Source organism: Vibrio hangzhouensis, from assembly GCF_900107935.1.
GTDB classification, from domain to species: domain Bacteria; phylum Pseudomonadota; class Gammaproteobacteria; order Enterobacterales; family Vibrionaceae; genus Vibrio; species Vibrio hangzhouensis.
Genome location: NZ_FNVG01000032.1, coordinates 27505 through 46617, shown reverse-complemented (window position 1 = coordinate 46617; position 19113 = coordinate 27505). Strand labels below are relative to the sequence as shown.

Annotated in this window: 17 protein-coding genes; 10 read left to right on the top strand and 7 right to left on the bottom strand. The window is 45.2% G+C overall.

Translation table 11 applies throughout. From position 1 onward, the window contains the following. Positions 1-273: 273 nt before the first annotated feature. A complete protein-coding gene (locus C4S60_RS21040; RefSeq protein WP_103882263.1) occupies positions 274-543 on the bottom strand; it encodes a hypothetical protein in 270 nt (89 codons plus the stop codon). A gap of 259 nt (positions 544-802) precedes the next feature. Here C4S60_RS21040 and C4S60_RS21035 point away from each other — a divergent pair, with 259 nt between their 5' ends. After that, the gene (locus C4S60_RS21035; protein WP_103882262.1) at positions 803-1756 is read left to right on the top strand and encodes a LysR family transcriptional regulator; all 954 of its coding nucleotides are present in this window, start codon (positions 803-805) and stop codon (positions 1754-1756) included. A 57-nt stretch (positions 1757-1813) separates the two neighbouring features. Here the strand turns inward: C4S60_RS21035 and C4S60_RS21030 are convergent, their stop codons facing one another. From C4S60_RS21030 to C4S60_RS21020, 3 genes are all read right to left on the bottom strand, one after another. Further along, positions 1814-2722 (bottom strand): LysR family transcriptional regulator, encoded by a 909-nt coding sequence (locus C4S60_RS21030; protein ID WP_103882266.1) that lies wholly within the window; start codon positions 2720-2722, stop codon positions 1814-1816. A gap of 192 nt (positions 2723-2914) precedes the next feature. After that, positions 2915-3943 carry a helix-turn-helix transcriptional regulator gene (locus C4S60_RS21025; protein WP_103882261.1) on the bottom strand — a complete coding sequence of 343 codons (1029 nt, stop codon included), beginning with the start codon at positions 3941-3943 and terminating at the stop codon, positions 2915-2917. Between the two features lie 19 nt (positions 3944-3962). Further along, positions 3963-4952 carry a CobW family GTP-binding protein gene (locus C4S60_RS21020; RefSeq protein WP_103882260.1) on the bottom strand — a complete coding sequence of 330 codons (990 nt, stop codon included), beginning with the start codon at positions 4950-4952 and terminating at the stop codon, positions 3963-3965. A gap of 552 nt (positions 4953-5504) precedes the next feature. Here C4S60_RS21020 and clcA point away from each other — a divergent pair. From clcA to cqsA, 3 genes are all read left to right on the top strand, one after another. Next, positions 5505-6905 (top strand): H(+)/Cl(-) exchange transporter ClcA, encoded by a 1401-nt coding sequence (gene clcA / locus C4S60_RS21015; RefSeq protein WP_103882259.1) that lies wholly within the window; start codon positions 5505-5507, stop codon positions 6903-6905. Positions 6906-7010: 105 nt separating this feature from the next. Continuing rightward, positions 7011-7976: a TDT family transporter gene (locus C4S60_RS21010; protein WP_279626962.1), complete on the top strand. Its 966-nt coding sequence runs from the start codon at positions 7011-7013 to the stop codon at positions 7974-7976. Between the two features lie 227 nt (positions 7977-8203). Continuing rightward, positions 8204-9385, top strand: a complete 1182-nt coding sequence (cqsA, locus tag C4S60_RS21005; protein WP_103882258.1) for an alpha-hydroxyketone-type quorum-sensing autoinducer synthase — start codon at positions 8204-8206, stop codon at positions 9383-9385. 38 nt (positions 9386-9423) lie between these two features. On the opposite strand, the gene C4S60_RS21000 is transcribed toward cqsA, so the two are convergent. Next, complete coding sequence (locus C4S60_RS21000) at positions 9424-11472, bottom strand: hybrid sensor histidine kinase/response regulator (RefSeq protein WP_103882257.1); 2049 nt, start codon at positions 11470-11472, stop codon at positions 9424-9426. Positions 11473-11677: 205 nt separating this feature from the next. Further along, the gene (folE, locus tag C4S60_RS20995) at positions 11678-12331 is read right to left on the bottom strand and encodes a GTP cyclohydrolase I FolE (protein ID WP_103882256.1); all 654 of its coding nucleotides are present in this window, start codon (positions 12329-12331) and stop codon (positions 11678-11680) included. A gap of 214 nt (positions 12332-12545) precedes the next feature. Here folE and moeA point away from each other — a divergent pair, with 214 nt between their 5' ends. The 5 genes from moeA to C4S60_RS20970 all read left to right on the top strand — a co-directional run bounded on the left by moeA (position 12546) and on the right by C4S60_RS20970 (position 16707). Continuing rightward, entirely contained in the window at positions 12546-13781 is a 1236-nt protein-coding gene (gene moeA / locus C4S60_RS20990) for a molybdopterin molybdotransferase MoeA (protein ID WP_103882255.1), read from the top strand. A 10-nt stretch (positions 13782-13791) separates the two neighbouring features. Beyond that, the gene (gene moeB, locus C4S60_RS20985) at positions 13792-14541 is read left to right on the top strand and encodes a molybdopterin-synthase adenylyltransferase MoeB (RefSeq protein WP_103882254.1); all 750 of its coding nucleotides are present in this window, start codon (positions 13792-13794) and stop codon (positions 14539-14541) included. Between the two features lie 26 nt (positions 14542-14567). Then, complete coding sequence (locus C4S60_RS20980) at positions 14568-14876, top strand: hypothetical protein (protein ID WP_103882253.1); 309 nt, start codon at positions 14568-14570, stop codon at positions 14874-14876. Between the two features lie 11 nt (positions 14877-14887). After that, a complete protein-coding gene (locus tag C4S60_RS20975; RefSeq protein WP_103882252.1) occupies positions 14888-15721 on the top strand; it encodes a sulfurtransferase in 834 nt (277 codons plus the stop codon). A gap of 95 nt (positions 15722-15816) precedes the next feature. Then, on the top strand, positions 15817-16707 hold the full coding sequence (locus C4S60_RS20970) for a LysR family transcriptional regulator (RefSeq protein WP_103882251.1): 891 nt from the start codon (positions 15817-15819) through the stop codon (positions 16705-16707). A gap of 9 nt (positions 16708-16716) precedes the next feature. Here C4S60_RS20970 and C4S60_RS20965 read toward each other — a convergent pair whose 3' ends face one another. Continuing rightward, a complete protein-coding gene (locus C4S60_RS20965) occupies positions 16717-17703 on the bottom strand; it encodes a sugar-binding transcriptional regulator (protein ID WP_103882250.1) in 987 nt (328 codons plus the stop codon). A gap of 438 nt (positions 17704-18141) precedes the next feature. Between C4S60_RS20965 and tal the strand changes: the two genes are divergently transcribed. Then, positions 18142-19092: a transaldolase gene (gene tal, locus C4S60_RS20960; protein WP_103882249.1), complete on the top strand. Its 951-nt coding sequence runs from the start codon at positions 18142-18144 to the stop codon at positions 19090-19092. Positions 19093-19113: the final 21 nt, after the last annotated feature.

The window sequence follows — 19113 nt, the reverse complement described above, 5'->3', positions numbered from 1 at the left end:
AAATCACTGCCGCGCCTAGAAGCCAAGTAATTCTCGCTGAACAAGCATCTTGAGGTTACTTGAGTATAAATCTTTATTTTCAGTTAGCTACGCGCTTTAGGCGATCCTCACTTTCGTGAGAGTGATGGCTGTCTGGCATAGGTTAGAATCAGAGGAAACTCGATTGTTTTTGTCCAGTTCTGAGTAACGATAGCAACAGGTCGTCTGTACGAGTTGGTCGTGACTTATCAGCAGGCTTATCAAATCGAATACGAGCCCGTACACCTAAAATGACTACCAGTGGATATCCAGATCCTGATTTAAGCCGTTTTGGATATCCTGCCACTCGTCTATTAGTTCTCGAGCCTGCCGACTAGAAATGGGTTTTTCCAATGACGAGTCACGGTGATCTTTAAGCATAAGAACATAACTCTTTGCGTTCAGATCGGCAGCGATGCTGTGGTATTCGTCCAAACACTGCTGCTTAGACTTATTTGGCCCCCACGCAAGAGTAATGTTGGAACCATTAATGTTCATACATATCGCAAGCGAGCTACAGTCCATCGGATCCTCCTTATCGTTAGAGATGTCACTCTAACCGTAGCCAACTTTTGCTGCCATGCCAGTTTTTAACATCAGTTCTTGATGCGTAGCTCATTAATCTCGTGCAGCTCGAAGTATGTTGCAATATGGTGTACGACACTACCCCAGCGACGACTATTTCTTCAGTCTGCCACTGAAAACTCTGGAATACAGTGCTCTTTCTTTCCCTTACTCACTTCACTATTATGGTTAGATCTCTATTCCAGTCGGGATTACTTTAATGTCTATCACCCAACAGCTCAGTTTGTTTGTCGATGTCGTCCAGCAAGGCTCTTTTGCCAAGGCCGCATTACTCAACAATATGGACAGTTCAGCCTTGTCAAAACAGATAAAGAAACTTGAAGAATCACTTGGCGTACAACTGCTCAATCGTTCGACGCGATCGTTTTCACTGACGTCTGCTGGTGAAGACATACTCGCTGAAACACATGTGTTTCTTGAGTCTTTGACCAACATTAAGAGTATCGCCGATTCTTATCAGTCTGAACCCAAGGGAATCATTCGTATCGTCTCAGCGGTATTTCTCGGCCAGCAATACCTGCAACCTGTTATTAGCCGCTTTATCAAGAAATACCCCGACGTTCAGGTAGTTTTACATCTCGATGATCGTCGGACAGATATTATAGCGAACCACTACGACCTCGCGATACGTATGGGTACGCTTACCGATTCTAATCTTATAGCCAGAAAAATTGCCAACACCAACTTTGCCGTCGTTGCCTCGCGCTGTTTTGTCAAAAAATACGGTGTTCCTGAGTCACCGGAAGCTTTGATTGCCCTGCCAGCGGTTATATATAACAATGGCAATGTCTGCCTTGATACTTTTAAAATGAGTGACAAGCCCAACGGAACGACACTAAGGTCGTTTAAAATGCAGGGTAACTACAAAGTCAGCGATGTTCGAACTATGATGGCGGCAGTGCAGGATGGGCTTGGCTTCTCGGTTATTGATCTATTCAATCTGGAAAAACCCATTGATGAGCTTGGGTTAGTACCGCTACTTACTGACTATCATCTTTCAACAATGGATACTGGCATTTATGCAATCTACCCACATCGAAAGCAAACTCTTCTGGTCACAGAGTTCATCAATGAATTGAAAGCCCACATTGGTGACCCTGCGATATGGGAAAGCTACATTCCAAACTACGACAAAATGTACCTGTCTAGGTGATCACGAACTGCACATTTCCACACGCTGCCGGGATTTCTCCTTTCCATTGCAACAGGGTTACTGCGGCAACTTACTGGCGATCTTCACGATCTGCTGCCTCAGCCACTGATGAGCGGAATCGGAGTTTCGACTTGGATGCCAAAGCATGCTCAATCCATATTCAGAAGGACCAAAAGGCATTGGAAAGGCTTTAACACCTAATCCTAAGGAAAACTGACTATAAGTAGAGTGTGTTACCATTCCAATCGCCTCAGTACGACTGATCACTGGCAACATGTCCACTTCTCCAGCGGCTCGATATATAATCTTACGTTTGCCGAACTCCGGTAGGTCCGTTTCATCAAAGAAGCTTTTCCTGGTATGCCAGCGAGCCATAACAACGTGTTGCTCTGCCAGATATTGCTCTGTAGTCAGACAGTCACCAGTTAGGCGGGGATGGTCTTTTGCGGCGACAACGTACAACTTATCTTTAAAAATTTCCTGAGACTTAAGCGTTGTTATCTCCTTGCGACTTCGATCAATCACCAAATCATAACGCTGTAAACGGAGGTCAGATTCATGATCTTCAGTGAACAATGGGTGTACTTCCAACGAAATTTTGGGCGCGATTTTGGCCAAACGCACCAATAACTCAGGTATAGCAGCGCAGTTAGCTGCAGAAACTGATGCAATGGAAAAAGTCTTTGTCGACGTTTTGGGATTGAAGTCCCTCGAAGCCTCAAGCGTGGAGTTGAAGTTCTTCAACGAGGTAGCCAACGCCGGATAAACGTCGTTGGCAAACGTTGTTGGTTCCACTCCACTGGCATTTCGGTGAAACAATGAATCATCATAGATTTCACGTAAGCGTTTTAGCGCTTTACTCACCGCAGGTTGGCTTATCCCTAATCGGGAAGCAGCTCCAGAGAGACTCTGTTCCTCATAAATAGCCACAAAAACAGGTATCAGATTTAGCTCGGTGTTTTTCATTTGAACCTTAATCGTCATGCACAAATTATCGTCATCTTTTCAGCCTTTGCTACGCACAGTGGTTCGCTCACTCTTTACGAACCTTGAGACAGTGCCAGGCCAATGACAATCTTTTTTCAGACGCCAGCGTCTGAATCGTCTGGCTTGCCAGCTACCTTTTCCAAATCACTTCATGAGAGATGTCGTTCGAGACTACCTTCCCTTAAACAGAGACTTTGGCGTTTCCCCCGTCCAGCGCTTAAACGCTCTGGAAAAGGAACTCAAATCTCTAAATCCCAACTCCAGAGCAATTTGAGTCAGATTTGTGTTCGGATTGGCTGACAACGATATCGCTTTTTCCAGCTTATAGCTGTCTAACAAGCTACGAAATGAGAGCGACTGGGCACCCAGTTTTCTCATTAGCGTGCGACTGCTCATATGAAAATGTGCTGCCACCGTATCTAGAGTTAAATCATCCATAGCATACTGCTTAAACACCGCAAATACCTGTTCAGCCAAACTGGAATTCAATGCGCTCTTTGCACTGAAGTGCATTGGCGCGACCAACGTCGCATTCAGCTCCGGATTTGCGTAAGAGCTGACTTTATTCACATACCAACTCGGTAAAGCGATTCGACGGATCTTATGTCCATAAAATATTCGGCAATCAAAACGTTGCTCAAGATCCGCCAGTACATCCTCGTCTAAAGGATCGCTTTCAAAGAAGAACTCAACCGTGCAGCTTTCCTTTTGGGTAGAGCGAATGAAGGTAATAAGGGCGATACAATAGTAACTGAAGCCAAGATTAGAGAACGTCGGCACGCCTTTATCGTCATCATGCCTTAGCATCCAAAGCTCAGATTTTTCGTTTTGCCTATGGATAAAAACCAACTTGACGGCCGGACAAAACACGAAAGAAAACTGTTCAAAGTACTTTAGCATTGCATCGACACTGGGGGCACTGTAAAGAAACGCCCCTAATACGCCAGAGCACATGGCGGTAATGCTGGTCCCGGCATCGATAACAATATCAAACGCTCTTGGATGCTTCGCGACGACTTCTATTGCCGCCTCCAGCATGTCTAGTGACACTTTGGTACGTGCCAATTGCTCTGGCCACTGGTGAATCCCATCAGCAATATTCAGTCCATAGCACTTGGCGGCACCATCAAGCGAGCGCAACCAGTGTACGTCGATGATCTGCCTTGCCGAAGCGGCTTCCAAAACCTCAGAGCTCTGCATAGTTCAAAAGAGCCTGAGATTAAGCTAGACCGCACAAACGAAGCAAAATAGTCTCTAACTGCTCCCACGGAAGCAATTCGGTATCGATAACCTCAATACGTGACTCGTATCCTTCCAATGACATTTGATTGACCGAAACAACACGATTGGCGACATTAAAAGCAAAACAACCCTTGTCTGTGTTGACCACAGCTTTCACACGCTCCGCCTGTAAGTCGCTAAACATAGAAAATAACTGCTCAAAATCAAACTTATGTTCCGCCCCGACTATCCAGCCACAACTAAAATAACCCTGACCTTGGTTTTCTCGGCGTATAAAAGGTTTTTCCGGAGGTAGCTCAAACACCGGTTCCAAATCACTATGATCGTGCAGTTCCTGTTGGTGATTTGTCCCGCTCCTTTCAGTGGCAAGTCGACGTTCAATATCAAGTATCTCAAGCGGTAAAGCACCGTTCTTAACCAGCTTGTGGAAAATCTTGGCTGGCTCCTGATCTGTTACCCAGTCATTAAACACATCGATATCTTCAGCACTACACTGGTCGATCTTATTACCAATGATGACATCCGCAACACCGAGTTGATCATTGAAGTTGGCATTGGACAGGTACCTATCATCAGACAAATTTCTCGGATCAACCAAAGCGATGGTTGCTTTTAGATCGATGTAGTTCTCATATTGCTCTGACGTCAATGTTTTCATTACCTGTTTTGGATGCCCGAGTCCTGTGGGTTCAATAATCAGTCGGTCGGGTTTCTGTCTCAGCAGAGCGTTGATACCGACTGACATAGGAACGCCAGCAGTACAGCACATGCACCCTCCTGGCACTTCTTTGATGAGAGCGCCACCTTCCGCCATCATGGCACCATCGATCCCTACTTCTCCAAACTCATTCACCAACACTGCCCAGTTCTCATCATCGGATTTTGCCTTAAGTAAGTTCAGAATAGCGGTCGTTTTTCCAACGCCCAGGAAACCGGTGATTATGTTTGTAGGTACTTGATTTTGCATAGTGCTCACTCTGTATCATGTCATAAATGAAGTATATACCTAAGTGACTTTGAGGTTCTAGCTCCTTCGGTATCCAGGCAGCGTGAGTCTTGCCGTCGAAATGAGTCTAAAGTGATGTTTTAAGACGGCTGGGATTAAAAATGAACTAGAAGTGGCAAAATATGTAGCTGAATTCGAAAAGACAAAAGGCGCACCTTGCGCGCGCCTTTATCCCTCGTTACTCAATCGTGAGTTCGCGAATCTCTAAACCTGTTGTCGTGGTTGAGATAATTTACGAGGCTGTAGTATCTGTTTGTAGCACATCCAAATTGTATGCAGGGTTTTCAAATCCTCCGTGCTTGTAGAATACATACCCTACACTCTAAATATGGTACAAAATTCCAGTTTTACAAGATAAATACAATGATCTGACTCACAAACCATCCTCGTATCGCCCATAGCTAATATTGAAATACTACTTTTCATTCTTGCCACTGTCGCCGAATTCGGGAAGCCGTATAATTTTAGCTATGCATTCAATTCCATTCGGCGCAATTAAGGTCCAATAATCCAATGACAAAGAGAGAAAGAATCAAACAATCGTTGCTCGCTCATGTCCCAAAAGGCACGATTAACCAATTTCTCTCCAGAGACACAACCCCCATTTCTGTCCTTTTGCTTTCTTGTGTGGTAGGTGTTCTGGCTGGGTTAGTAGGAACCTTGTTTGAACTGGGGGTACATTTCGTTACTGAAACCCGTACCGACTGGTTACGTGACGAAATTGGCTCCGTGTTACCGCTTTGGTTATCCGCATTTCTCATTAGTGCATTACTTGCCTTCATAGGTTATTTTCTGGTTCACAAGTTCGCTCCTGAGGCTGCAGGTTCAGGGATACCTGAGATTGAAGGTGCTATGGATAACATCCGACCTGTTCGTTGGTGGCGAGTACTGCCGGTTAAGTTTTTTGGTGGACTAGGAGCACTTGGCTCGGGGATGGTTCTGGGACGTGAAGGCCCGACAGTGCAAATGGGAGGTAACATCGCCCGAATGGTCACCGATATCTTTCGTGTTAAGAACGACGATAGCCGTCACACCCTATTGGCGTCCGGCGCCGCAGGCGGGCTCGCGGCGGCGTTCAACGCTCCGCTCGCAGGTATCATGTTTGTCTTTGAAGAAATGCGGCCACATTTTCGCTATTCACTGATTTCCATAAAAGCAGTCCTGATCTCAGCAGTGACGGCGACAATTGTGTTTCGTTATATCAATGGACAGAGCGCCGTCATCACCATGCCACAGTATGGTTCACCGGACCTGAATGTTCTGTGGTTATTTTTGCTTTTAGGAGCTCTGTTTGGCGTTTTTGGTGTTGCTTTCAATAAACTGGTCACCGTATTTCAAGATCTGTTTGTGCACATCCACAAAAACGACCTGAAACGCTTTTTAATCACCGGATCCATGATTGGCGGTACCTTTGGGTTACTCCTACTTTATGTTCCAGAATTGACGGGTGGCGGTATTGGATTGATTCCAGAGATCACCAACGGTAGCTTCAGTGCCTCTGTTCTGGTGTTACTGTTTATTGGCCGTGTAATGACGACTTTGATCTGCTTTGGTTCCGGTGCTCCTGGCGGGATCTTTGCGCCGATGTTGGCGTTGGGAACCTCATTTGGTTACGCCTTCGGACTTACAGCGAAGGCCATTTTCCCTGATTTACCCATAGAACCCGGTGTTTTCGCCATTGCGGGTATGGGAGCACTATTTTCGGCTACAGTGCGAGCCCCTATTACAGGCATTCTTCTGGTGATTGAAATGACAAACAACTATCACCTGATCCTGCCTCTCATTATTACCGCCGTCGGAGCGACAATCATCGCCCAGTCTCTTGGAGGTCAGCCTATATACAGTCAACTGCTACACCGCACTATCAAAAATGAGAAACTTCGCCAACAAGATCTACCGCGTAAAGAAAACTGAGGGCATTATTGCTGATTCTATGCAATAATTAGACGGCTAGACTTCCAGAGCGGTTAAAAACCGAGCTGGGTTATAATAATAAGGATATTACAGAGAGCTCTCTTCGTGACCATTAGCTTTGCCGCCCTAAAAAGACTGACTCAGTTTCACAATGTACCGACCTCCCAAGCTTCATTAGCTCTGGGGATGATTGGCCTGGGACACGCCTGGGCACTCTACGCTCCTGGCCTTGGCAAAAATATTCATCCCATCTTAGCATCAATCGGCGCAGTACTTCTGCTACCAGTTCTGCTAAAATATTTGCTAAACGGCCATATATTTTCAGCCGATATAAAAAACCCACTGACCGGCAGCCTAATGGCACCTATGAGCATGGCACTGTTAATTCTCTGCGATTATCTTGCCGTCATTCTACCAGTTATTGCCTACCCGCTATGGTTCGCAGCCCTCACGTTGCACATTTTAATGGCAGTATTATTCTTCTATTACCAAATACGAAATTTCAAGATTGCCAATATTGTTCCCAGTTGGTTTTTATATCCGGTGGGACTTATCAGTAGTTCACTTGCCGGTACGCAATTTGGTCATACCGTATATTCCGAGACTATTGCCAGTTTTTGTATCGCTATCTATTTTTTCATGCTTCCACTGGTTCTTTACAGGCTAGTATTTGAGGGTATGTTGAGAAAGCGTGCCAGACCCACGATTGCCATCATGGCAGCACCGATCAACCTCACATTATCGGCATACTTAGTGAACTTCCCAGAACCTGATCCTATACTCACGGGTGCTCTTGCGGGGATTGCCATCACCATGACCCTGCTGATTTACCTGTGTTATTTCCGATTGCTTAAACTTAAGTTTCAGCCTTCGATTGCCGCAATTACCTTCCCGTCGGTGATCAGCTCAATCGCAATGCACAGACTAACAACCTTTTTTGCTGAGGAGTATCCTCACTGGCATTGGCTCCACAATTTCGGGTTCCTGGAACTATCTGTCGCGACTTTAGCGGTTATTTGGGTGAGTGCAGGTTTTATAAAAATGTACTGGCCTGAACTAATATCACATTAATAAGAATTTTGTGATATAAATATCAATAAAGGAAGGGATGCGAGCGAAAGTATGTTGCTTAGACCCCCTACAGGTATAAACAAAACAAATTAATCAAAAGAGACTATAGTTCATTTTGCAGGCAATACCAAAGAAATAAATATTCCATAGTGACAGTTCTTCTTAGTTCGGCAATAAATAAGTGCATCGGCCGACATATGATTTCATTTACATAGAGAATAACTGTTATGCACTTAACACAAATCAAAAAGGCTCTTCCAGAATTTATAACACAAAAGCACGACTATTTTATCGCAGATAGAATCAGCTCGAACTCAGATAAGAAGCCCGCAATTTGTGGTCAGCGACCTCAACTTGGGGACGTTGTTATGCAAACAAACGATTATTTGAGCTTAAACAGTAATGAAGAGATTAAGGAAGCTCACATTCAGGGCATTCGCGACAACGAAGAAAGTTTGCTGATGTCAGGCGTCTATCTCCTAGGTGCAGAGAAAGAGACTGATTTTGAAACCAAACTCGCTAATCTAACTGGTTTTGACAGTTGTGTGGTTACGCAGTCAGGCTGGACGGCAAACGTCAATCTGCTTCAAACTATTTGTGACAAAGATACCAACGTTTATGTAGATTTTTTCGCTCACGCATCTCTCTGGGAAGGAGCAAGGATCGCTGGCGCAAAAGTTCATATGTTCATGCACAACAATATGCGCCATCTAAAGCGTCAATTAGAAAAGAATGGTAGCGGCATTATACTTGTTGATTCGGTGTACAGTACGATTGGCACGATAGCTCCGTTGGTAGATTTGGTGTCGTTAGCCTACGAGTACGACTGCGCCTTGGTTGTCGATGAATCGCACTCACTTGGTACTCATGGTCCAAATGGGGCGGGAATTGTTGCAGAACTAGGCCTAACAGAGCATGTTGATTTTATTACTGCCAGCCTGGCGAAAACCTTCGCATACCGAGCGGGCGCAATTTTGGCTAATGAAAAGACCAACTACTGTGTGCCAATGGTAGCTTTTCCAGCCATATTCAGCTCGACTGTACTGCCCTATGAGCTGAAAAGGCTTAGCAAAACATTTGATGTTATCGTTCGTTCCGATGAAAGAAGAAAGGCGCTTAGCCGAAACGCAGAATACCTGAATAAGAAACTGCGCGAAATAGGTTATGACATACAGAGCGAGTCACAAATTATTGGTATTGATACCGGTGACGTTGAAAACACCATTAAGGCGCGAAACTTTTTCGAAAATAACGGCATCTTTGGTTCTGTATTCTGCCCTCCAGCGACGCCAAATGGTCGGCACCTGCTACGTCTGTCCATCAACTCGGACCATACAATAGAGGAGCTGGCAAGGGTCGTAAATGTATGTCAGAAAGCATGGGATAATCCTGAAATAACCTTCAGATAATTTAGGCATAAAAGAACGCCCGATTCTCGGGCGTTCTTTTATATCCAGACCGCTACTTTGTCGATAAGCTCATCTTTCGGAGTAGGTTTAACGATGAAGTCATTCATACCATACTCGCTGATCTTACCAACCGTTTCTTCACTCTTGTCCCCGGTATAACCAACAATCGGGATGGAAGCATACGACGCGTTAGATTCTCGAATAAGTTTGGTTGCTGATAAGCCATCAAGCACTGGCATTTCTATATCCATCAAAATCAGATCGATATCTTCTTGCTCCAACAATTTAAGTGCTATTTCGCCATTTTCAGCCTGTACGACATGTAAACCTTGCTTTTCTAACATGATGCTAGTGATAGAGCGAAGAGAATGGTTATCGTCTACAATCATAACCGTCCGTTTTGTCGCTATCTCGTTGTAGGGTTGAATTGGCTGGTCAATTTTAAGTTCATCAAATAAAAGGTAGTCCAACGCAATAGTTGGAGAATATAGAAATTCTTGTCGGCTAAACAACTCAATATCCACATAGCGCTGAAAGTACAAGTTTCTCTTCGCTTCTTCATCATAGACAAATGCTATGCGTGCTTCCGTGAAACTCAGTTTACCTTCGAGGCGGGTCATCAAGGACCACCCATTTCGGTCTAGGCTACCATCGATCACTATAAGACTGTATTCAAACTGGTGCTCTTCCAAGGTAGCCGCTTCGGGAAGAGTGACAAACGTAATATTTAACTCACAATCTTCGCCAATTTTCTTCAACTCTTTGGCAATTTCTGATTCTTCCTCACCGATGAAGAGTACTGTTTTGGCTTTCATTAACTCAAACTTAATGTTATTGATTTTACTAGAGTGATATTCTGGAAACTTCAGCTCAAACTCTGTCCATTCACCGTGAACAGAACGACATTCAATGCTACCGCCAAAAGAAAGCATAACTTTGCGACAAAAAGACAACCCCAAACCAAAGGTGCCGTTTTTTCCGGTTGTATAAAAGTCTTCAAATATGTTTTTGATTAGATCAGGTTCTATACCTTTACCACTATCTCGTATCAAAATACTGTGGCCATCTGCTGTTTTTTTAGACTTAATCGAAATAGTGAACTTACCCATACCGCGATGACGAAAAGCATTTTTTAACAAGTTATAAATCAGATACTTAAGCAGTGTATCACTTCCTAGGTAATCAAAATCATTGTCCATCTCTAACTGGACAAGCCTTATCTCTGATGCATTTTTATAACTAAAGCTTTTCACTGCATTCTCGACCACTTGTTTTGCTCGGTGTTTACAAAAGGTCGAAGTAGACACCCTGTTTTGGTCTATGGATGTCAACAAAAGATCAATGGTTTCATTTCCGGCCCAGATGACTTTCATCGAATCTTCGACGATGTCGTTTAGCGTCTGAACCTCCTGAGCATTCAGATGATAGGAACTTCTGTACGATGAACTACCATTTGGCACAATAGAACGAATGACCTCAAAAGAAGAGAGCAACGCACTGAGTGGGTTTCTCATTTCATGAGCAATCCCTGCACCAAATGATTTCGCGATTGAAAACTTTGCCTCATGCTCGGTTTGGTTACGAAAGTAAAAAAGGTTGCCAAATAAATAGGTAAAAGCAAATATCGGTAAATAGATGGCATGTTCTGACAGATGCAACCCTTCCTCTAGATCGAGGGATGCAAAAAAGCCCGCAGCCGTCACGCAAGCAACCGCCTGTAAAATCATCACACGTGTATCGTATACCAGCAAGATATGCAGGAATATTGACGACATAAAGGATAGAACCCATACGTTAGACCAATTATTCATGAACATCATGTAAGAAAAGAAGAAAGGTAAACACAGTCCTATGGCGAACAGGTAGTAATACGGCAGGTATCTTTTCAACTTATTGGACATTACTCCCCGAAAAGCTAATACCATCACGACCAGTGAGCATACCATTCTTAACCAGAAGTTCTCATATGGCTGTGGAAAGAGGTATTGCCATATCCAGTAGTATATCGGGTAGCCAAATCCCGCCATTATGACAACCAAGGTCGTATTCGGCTCAGCGTAGCTGTAGATTTTCTGAAGTCTGTTCATCCACCTAGTCCAACGGGAAAGATGACTGGCTCAAGAATTGACATAAAGTGTAGTTGTAGAGTCATTCACAAAAGAGGCGCGCCAGCTCTTTCTTTAATTTTTTTCCATTAATCAACAGTATGAACGAAAAACTGCCGCAAATACAACAACGCCTTCCGAAATAGAAGGCGTTGATTGAGAAACTGATTCAAAAAAAGACCCTTGACTAGCGAAGCCCGTGTAAGAATTCGTGACGGGTTGCAGGATTTGACTTAAAAATCCCGCCCAATGCGGTTGTTGTGGTCTCGCTTGTCGCATCCATAACACCACGTGACTTGACACAATAATGTACTGCGTCCATCGTCACCGCGACGTCTTCACTTTCTAACAAAGTTTGTAGTGCAACAAGAATTTGCTGAGTCATACGCTCCTGAACTTGAGGACGCTGAGCAAAAAATCTGACAATTCGGTTGATTTTAGAGAGACCAATAATCTTGCCACGAGGAATATAGGCAACCGCCGCTTTGCCATCGATGGTCACCAAATGATGCTCACATGTACTAGTGACTGTAATGTCTTTTACGCGCACCATTTCACTGACGTTCATCTTATTCTCGATGACAGTAATCTTTGGGAAGTTTTCGTAATCCAGTCCCGAGAAAATTTCATCGACATACATTTTAGCAATACGATGAGGGGTTTCCATCAGGCTGTCGTCAGCAAGATCAAGTTGAAGCAATGAAAGGATTTCGCGCATATGATGCTCGATTCGCTCTTTCTTCTCTTCTCTACTCACTTGATTTGGCAACATTGGCGTTTCCAGGCCGCGTTCGGCCAACGCCGCTTTCACCAATTTTGCTGATTCACTTAATCCTGACATTTTACTACCTCGCACTAACTCCCGTAAGGGGCCACAAGGATACTCGGAATTGGCACCAATTACACCCACAATTTCTGTATTGCTATCTATGCACTATGATTTGCAGCATATTTTCAGTGATTTTATCCCTTGGGATAAGCCTCTATCAAAAGAAAGTATGATACATTCCAAACAGTTTACTTGTTTCATCCAATCAATTAGGACAAATTATCATATGGGTTGCTGTGACGCACCGGGCTTAATGCCTATAGAAGAAGCATTAGACAAAATGCTCACTCCAATTACTCCTGTTTCTGAAACTCTTCAACTTCCTCTTCCCGAAGCACTAGGGTTCGTGTTAGCAGAAGACATTCTATCCCCGATTAATGTTCCGCCATTTGATAATTCCGCAATGGATGGTTACGCCATTCGCCTACGCGATCTTGAAAAGAGTACCACCCTCACTATGGTAGGTAAGTCATTTGCCGGGGCTCCGTTTGAAGGTGAGTGGCCAGAAATGACCACCATCAGAATTATGACGGGAGCAAAAATCCCTGAGGGTTGTGATGCGGTCATCATGCAGGAAAATACGTCTGTAGAAGGCAATAGCATTACATTCAACCAATGCTCACCAAAAGCAAACATGAATATCCGCCCTACTGGTGACGATATTCGCCAAGGCGATGTGGTACTCAGAAAAGGCGCTCGTCTGACTGCCCGAGATATACCGATGATCGCAACACTGGGAATCAGTCACCTTACTGTTTACCGCAAACCTAAAGTCGCCTTCTTCTCTACCGGTGATGAGTTGCGCCCATTAGGTACCACATTGAGCGATGGTCAGATCTACGACAGTAACCGTTATGGCATCAAACCCCTTATCGAGAACTTTGGCTGCGAAGCCATCGACCTTGGAATTATTCCTGATTGCCAAGAGACATTAAAAGCCACCTTTGAAGATGCTCAGCTACAAGCAGATGTCGTCATTACTTCTGGTGGTGTCAGTGTCGGCGAAGCGGATTACACCAAAGATATTCTTGAAGAATTGGGGCAAATTGGCTTTTGGAAGCTCGCCATCAAACCAGGCAAGCCGTTCGCGTTTGGTGAGCTCGACCATGCCTGGTTTTGTGGCTTACCTGGCAACCCGGTGTCAGCCGTGTTAACCATGTATGTGCTGGTTCAGCCTCTTATCGCAAAACTGTCGGGTCACAGTGAATGGAAAGCGCCTGAGTCTATTCCGGCCATCACGCGTAGTGCTTTCAAAAAGGCACCAGGAAGAACCGACTATCAACGCGGCATCTATACTCTAGAAGATGGGCAGTTTGTTGTGGAAACCACCGGCAACCAAAGCTCCGGGGCATTCCGCTCAATGAGTCTGGCCAACTGCTTTGTGGTGCTGGAGCGTGATCGAGGTTCAGTCGAAGCGGGTGAAACCGTTCAGATCCAGTTGTTTAATCCAACTTTATTCTAACGAGGCTGTTGTGGAGATACTGTCTGACGAAGAAATGCTGCGCTACAACCGTCAAATCATACTCAAAAACTTCGATTTCGATGGTCAGGAAGCGCTGAAGCAATCCTCTATTATCATTATCGGCGCTGGCGGCTTAGGCTGTGCTGCCAGTCAGTACCTCGCAACTGCAGGTGTAGGCACATTGACGCTGGTCGATGACGATCAGGTGGAATTGTCCAACTTGCAACGCCAGGTACTGCACACTGATGCTTCGGTGGGTTTAGACAAGGTCGATTCGGCAAAACAAGCACTCGTCAAGCTCAACCCCCACCTGAATGTCAGCACGATTAATCGACGCCTAGATGACGCGGAGTTGGAATCGGTAATCACTCAACATACACTGGTGTTAGATGCGACCGACAATGTCGATACCCGTAACCAGCTTAACCGCCTTTGCTTCAAACATAAAAAGCCTTTAGTTTGTGGAGCAGCCATTAGAATGGAAGGACAGATTACTGTCTTCACCTACCAGGATGACACGCTACCATGCTACGCCTGTTTAAGCGTATTGTTCGGCGATACTACATTAAGCTGCGTCGAAGCAGGCGTTATGTCACCTATCGTCGGTATCATTGGTGCCACACAAGCCCTTGAAGCCATAAAAGTCATCGCCAACTACGGTCAACCCAAGGTCGGTAAATTGCTGATTTTTGACGGTCTGTCACTTACTTGGCGAGAAATGGGCTTACCTAAGTCCCGTCAATGCAGTGTGTGCGGTTAAAAGCATATAAACTTAGAGATAACGGTATGAAACAACTGACCATCGCCTTCATCTTGCTTAGCTCTGGCGTTGGTCTTTTGCTGCTTCTTATCTTTTCCCCACTTTCCGGTTCGGAAGAGACTACTGAAGCAACCGTACTGAGTCAGATTCTAACTCAATCACTGGATGGCAACCGTCATTATCTGGTCATTGAGTTAACAGACGGCTCCACACACAGAGTCCCTGCAGATAAAAGTACTTCGTGTCCAGTGGGCTCAAAGGTGAAGATTCAGGTGTTATCTTCGACATTCTCTGACAGCAAAACCTATCGCCTTGACCGCTGTCTCAACCAATAAGGAGATTGCTCATGGCAAGCCCTCTCGTCACTCCCCAATGGCTCAAGCAACAGCTGGAGTCCGCTAACAAACCTGTCGTGCTTGACGCCAGTATTGAGTTTCAAATCCCCCTAGAACGCGAAAAAGATAAGAGTGGTGTGATCCCAGGTGCCCAGCGCTTTGATTACGACACGGTGTTTTGCGATCCAGACTCCCCTTTGTCTCATATGATGCCATCTGAATCACGCTTCAACGAACTCGCAGCCCAATTAGGCATCACGCCGCAGCGTAAAGTCGTGGTCTACGATAACTCCGGCACTTATGCCGCACCCCGAGCCTGGTGGATGCTCAAAGCACTTGGGCTCGATGAAGTCTACATTCTTTCTGGAGGGTTGCCCGAATGGAAAGAAGCAGGTTACGGCACTGTCGACTCCTTCTGCTCGCAAGAGTGCTCTAATTTGTCCCAGCCGCTCAGCGCCTCTCACTTTATTTCAGCAGAAACTGTCCTGTCACACTCCAATAATGACAGTGCTTGTATTGTTGATGCGCGTTCATTAGCAAGATACAAAGGGGAAGCCAAAGAGCCTAGAGAGGGTCTGCGCAGCGGGCATATTCCAAAAGCGGTATGCCTGCCATTTGCTGAATTGATCGAGGATGGTAAGCTCAAGCCCGTCGAAACACTGTTACCACTGTTTGCAGACATCACAGAAGACAAACAACAACCGTTAGTGTTTAGTTGTGGTTCAGGTATCACCGCATGTATCCTCGCTCTTGGAGCTCATATCTGTGGTTATGAAAATATTTCTGTCTACGACGGGTCATGGTCTGAGTGGGGTCAAAGACACGATCTGCCTATTGAAGTCTAGCCAACGCCTCTGTCAAAGAGTACAACGGTGGTAGATAAATAAAACTCTCTCATATAACCTACTGTCAATAACGTTTTATTATCGGCAGTAGGACTATGATCAATACCACCTGGCTAAACACCTTCAAAACTCTGGTTGAAGTTGGCCACTTTACGCACACGGCTGAAAAACTGTATATGACTCAACCTGGCGTCAGTCAACATATCAAAAAACTCGAGGCCAGCCTTAGTGTCGATCTCATCATCAGGGAAGGCAAAGCGTTCGAGCTGACTGAACAGGGACGATTAGTTTACGACTATGCATGTGATCTGGCGACGCGTGAAAAGGCACTGATTGAAAACCTGACGTTTGATGATCCTGAATCAGGTCACCTTAGCTTCTCTGCCTCGGGTGCCATTGTCACCGCGCTCTACCCCAGTCTGCTTAGCCTTCAGAAGCAATACTCCGGTCTGAGAGTCAATGTTGAAGCGGCGCCCAATAAACGCATTTTGGAAAGTGTGGCCGACGGCACGATTGACTCGGGAATCGTAACCGCCAGTACTCAGCACCCTGAGTTGTCCACCGAGTATCTGGGACAACTAGAGCTTTGCCTGATAGGTGAAAAAGAAATGGTTAGCAACATGTCAGCATACGAGGCGATCAGACAACAAGGCATCATTAATCACCCGGATGCTCAGTACTACCTGCAAAAGATATTCGACGACAGTGGGATAGAAGAACTGAAACAAGCTGACTGGAAGGACTTTCACAAGGTCAGCTATATCAATCAGCACAGCCAGATCCTACAGCCAGTTTCTTTGGGCATCGGTGTGACCGTCCTGCCCAAAGTGGCCATTGATTATTCAGAATACAGTAACAATGTCGATGTTTGGCCTACTAAGCAATTGGTCAGTGAACCGCTCTATTTTGTGCAGAAAAAACGTCGCAAGCTACCCGCTCGATACTCATTTCTGTTGGATGTCATCAAAGCTACCAAGTTTTCATAGGCGGCAATATTACGTTTTGGGCAAACTCAACATCTGCTCATCAAGGTTTAAAACCGTTAAGGCGTTGCTAACACTGGTTGCGACCACATCAATAACACCCGTTCGCAACGCCCCCAGTAAAGCCATTGGCTTACTGTTTTCTGAGGCTATCGCTATCACCTCAGAGATCATTCGAAATTCTTCTAAGCCTAATCCTATAACACGGTCACTCATCACAGTGTCTGCTGCGCGGCCCTGTATATCGAAAAAATCGTAGCCAGCAAAATCGCCAACAACGCCCTGATTTAAACGAGACTGAACCACTTCATCCGTAGTAAACCACCCCAGATCAACCATATAGCTGTTTTCACTCATGTCTCCGACGCCCACCACAGCCATATCTGCCTTGCGTGCAAGGTCGAGGGTTTGTTTTACAGTCGCATTCTGCATAAATGCCAGCTTCTGAGCCTTGTTTTCCGCATAAGCTGGTGCGTACAACGTCTCGGACGTTCCACCGTACTTTTTCGCTAACTGACGACAAATATGATCCGCGTTGAAACGACCGCCACGAGGGTGAATGCCACCAATTCCACAAACAAACTTACAATCCCTCGGAGTAATGACGCCCATGTGGTGGGCGACCGCCGACACATTACGACCCTGCCCGACTGTCACCACAGTGCCCCCTTTTAAGGTTTGTGCCAGATAATTGGAGACCAGTCCTCCAACTTGCATTCGTTGCGCCTCTTCGTCAGGCTGGTCCAGAGCAATCAGAGCTCTCTTCACGCCAAAACGTTCTATCAGTCGCTGTTCAATCTTGGCACTGTATACCGGATGATACTTAACCGTGATTTCAACAATCCCTTCGTCTCTGGCTTGTTTGAGAAGCCGGCCTATTTTGGCTCTGGAGACGCCAAACTTTTTTGAGATTTCTTCCTGTGTTGCCCCATCCTGATAATAGGCAACCGCAATCTCGGTCAGCAAGTCATTACTTGTTTCATTATTATCGCTTTTCATAGTCAAAATCTGCCTGTGTGTTCATGTTGCTCATTGGCTCAGTGCATCATCATATGCTCAATCATATACACAACCTAACATTCGCTCAATACCATTACATTTTCTCAGGTCAAACTTTAGACCAATAATTGGCCCCACAAAGCCTGGCAGTCCTTGATTTGCGCCAAAACTACGCTTGCGTTATCAAAAACCAAAAGCAAGCCAATGAATACCAGTTTTCGTACCAGTATTTCGTTGACTTTATTTCTGCATGAGGTAAATATGGATTCAACATTTACTCAGATGTGATACATATGCTCAGGCATAATGGCTCACAGACACGGAAAAGCTTTATGAGCTAAACCAAACTTAATGTGAGTGTTTGGCTCATGACTTAGCATTTGTAGTATGAGGCTCTTTCCCCTCAAAAATCTATGCCCCAAGAATAGGAACATACCGATGAGCAATAAATTAGAGCAACTTCGCAAACTTACCACAGTAGTCGCAGATACTGGAGACATCGAAGCCATTCGTAAATACCAGCCAGAAGACGCGACAACGAACCCATCTCTGATTTTGAAAGCAGCACAAATCGCTGACTATGCACCACTTATCGATCAAGCGATTGAGTACGCAAAAACACAAAGCGATGATAAATCACAGCAAGTTCAGGACACTTGCGACATGCTTGCTGTAAACATCGGTAAAGAAATCCTGCAAACTATCCCGGGCCGTATTTCAACTGAAGTAGATGCACGTCTTTCTTATGACACTGAGGGCAGCGTCGCCAAAGCTCGTCAACTGATCAAAATGTATAACGATGCCGGTATTGCTAACGATCGCATCCTTATTAAGCTTGCATCGACTTGGGAAGGCATCCGTGCCGCTGAAGTTCTCGAGAAAGAAGGCATCAACTGTAACCTGACGCTTCTTTTCTCTTTTGCTCAAGCTCGTGCATGTGCTGAAGCCGGCGTATACCTAATTTCTCCATTCGTTGGTCGCATTATGGACTGGTACAAGGCCAAAGAAGGTCGTGACTTTGAAGCAGCAGAAGACCCAGGTGTGATTTCAGTGTCTACCATCTATAACTACTACAAAGAACACGGCTACAACACCGTTGTAATGGGTGCAAGCTTCCGTAACACGGGTGAAATCCTGGAACTTGCAGGCTGTGATCGTCTGACTATCAGCCCGCAACTATTAGCTGAACTTGAAGCGGCTGAAGGTGAAGTTGTGGCTAAATTGGTCGATTCTAAAGGTGCAAAAGATCGTCCGACTGCGATGACTCACGCAGAGTTCCTTTGGGAGCACAACCAAGACGCAATGGCGGTCGAAAAACTTGCTGAAGGTATTCGTAACTTCGCCATCGACCAAGGCAAACTCGAAGCGATGATTGAAGCTAAGCTTTAATCCTAACAAAATCTTAAGGGG

Excerpts from the sequence above, each read along its gene's own strand:
- cqsA (WP_103882258.1), top strand. The coding sequence starts at position 8,204 with ATGCACTTAACACAAATCAAAAAGGCTCTTCCAGAATTTATAACACAA.
- folE (WP_103882256.1), bottom strand. The coding sequence starts at position 12,331 with ATGTCAGGATTAAGTGAATCAGCAAAATTGGTGAAAGCGGCGTTGGCC.
- C4S60_RS21040 (WP_103882263.1), bottom strand. The coding sequence starts at position 543 with ATGGACTGTAGCTCGCTTGCGATATGTATGAACATTAATGGTTCCAAC.
- C4S60_RS21000 (WP_103882257.1), bottom strand. The coding sequence starts at position 11,472 with ATGAACAGACTTCAGAAAATCTACAGCTACGCTGAGCCGAATACGACC.
- C4S60_RS21025 (WP_103882261.1), bottom strand. The coding sequence starts at position 3,943 with ATGCAGAGCTCTGAGGTTTTGGAAGCCGCTTCGGCAAGGCAGATCATC.
- C4S60_RS21035 (WP_103882262.1), top strand. The coding sequence starts at position 803 with ATGTCTATCACCCAACAGCTCAGTTTGTTTGTCGATGTCGTCCAGCAA.
- C4S60_RS20975 (WP_103882252.1), top strand. The coding sequence starts at position 14,888 with ATGGCAAGCCCTCTCGTCACTCCCCAATGGCTCAAGCAACAGCTGGAG.
- tal (WP_103882249.1), top strand. The coding sequence starts at position 18,142 with ATGAGCAATAAATTAGAGCAACTTCGCAAACTTACCACAGTAGTCGCA.
- C4S60_RS20970 (WP_103882251.1), top strand. The coding sequence starts at position 15,817 with ATGATCAATACCACCTGGCTAAACACCTTCAAAACTCTGGTTGAAGTT.
- C4S60_RS20965 (WP_103882250.1), bottom strand. The coding sequence starts at position 17,703 with ATGAAAAGCGATAATAATGAAACAAGTAATGACTTGCTGACCGAGATT.
- clcA (WP_103882259.1), top strand. The coding sequence starts at position 5,505 with ATGACAAAGAGAGAAAGAATCAAACAATCGTTGCTCGCTCATGTCCCA.
- moeA (WP_103882255.1), top strand. The coding sequence starts at position 12,546 with ATGGGTTGCTGTGACGCACCGGGCTTAATGCCTATAGAAGAAGCATTA.
- C4S60_RS20980 (WP_103882253.1), top strand. The coding sequence starts at position 14,568 with ATGAAACAACTGACCATCGCCTTCATCTTGCTTAGCTCTGGCGTTGGT.
- C4S60_RS21030 (WP_103882266.1), bottom strand. The coding sequence starts at position 2,722 with ATGAAAAACACCGAGCTAAATCTGATACCTGTTTTTGTGGCTATTTAT.
- C4S60_RS21020 (WP_103882260.1), bottom strand. The coding sequence starts at position 4,952 with ATGCAAAATCAAGTACCTACAAACATAATCACCGGTTTCCTGGGCGTT.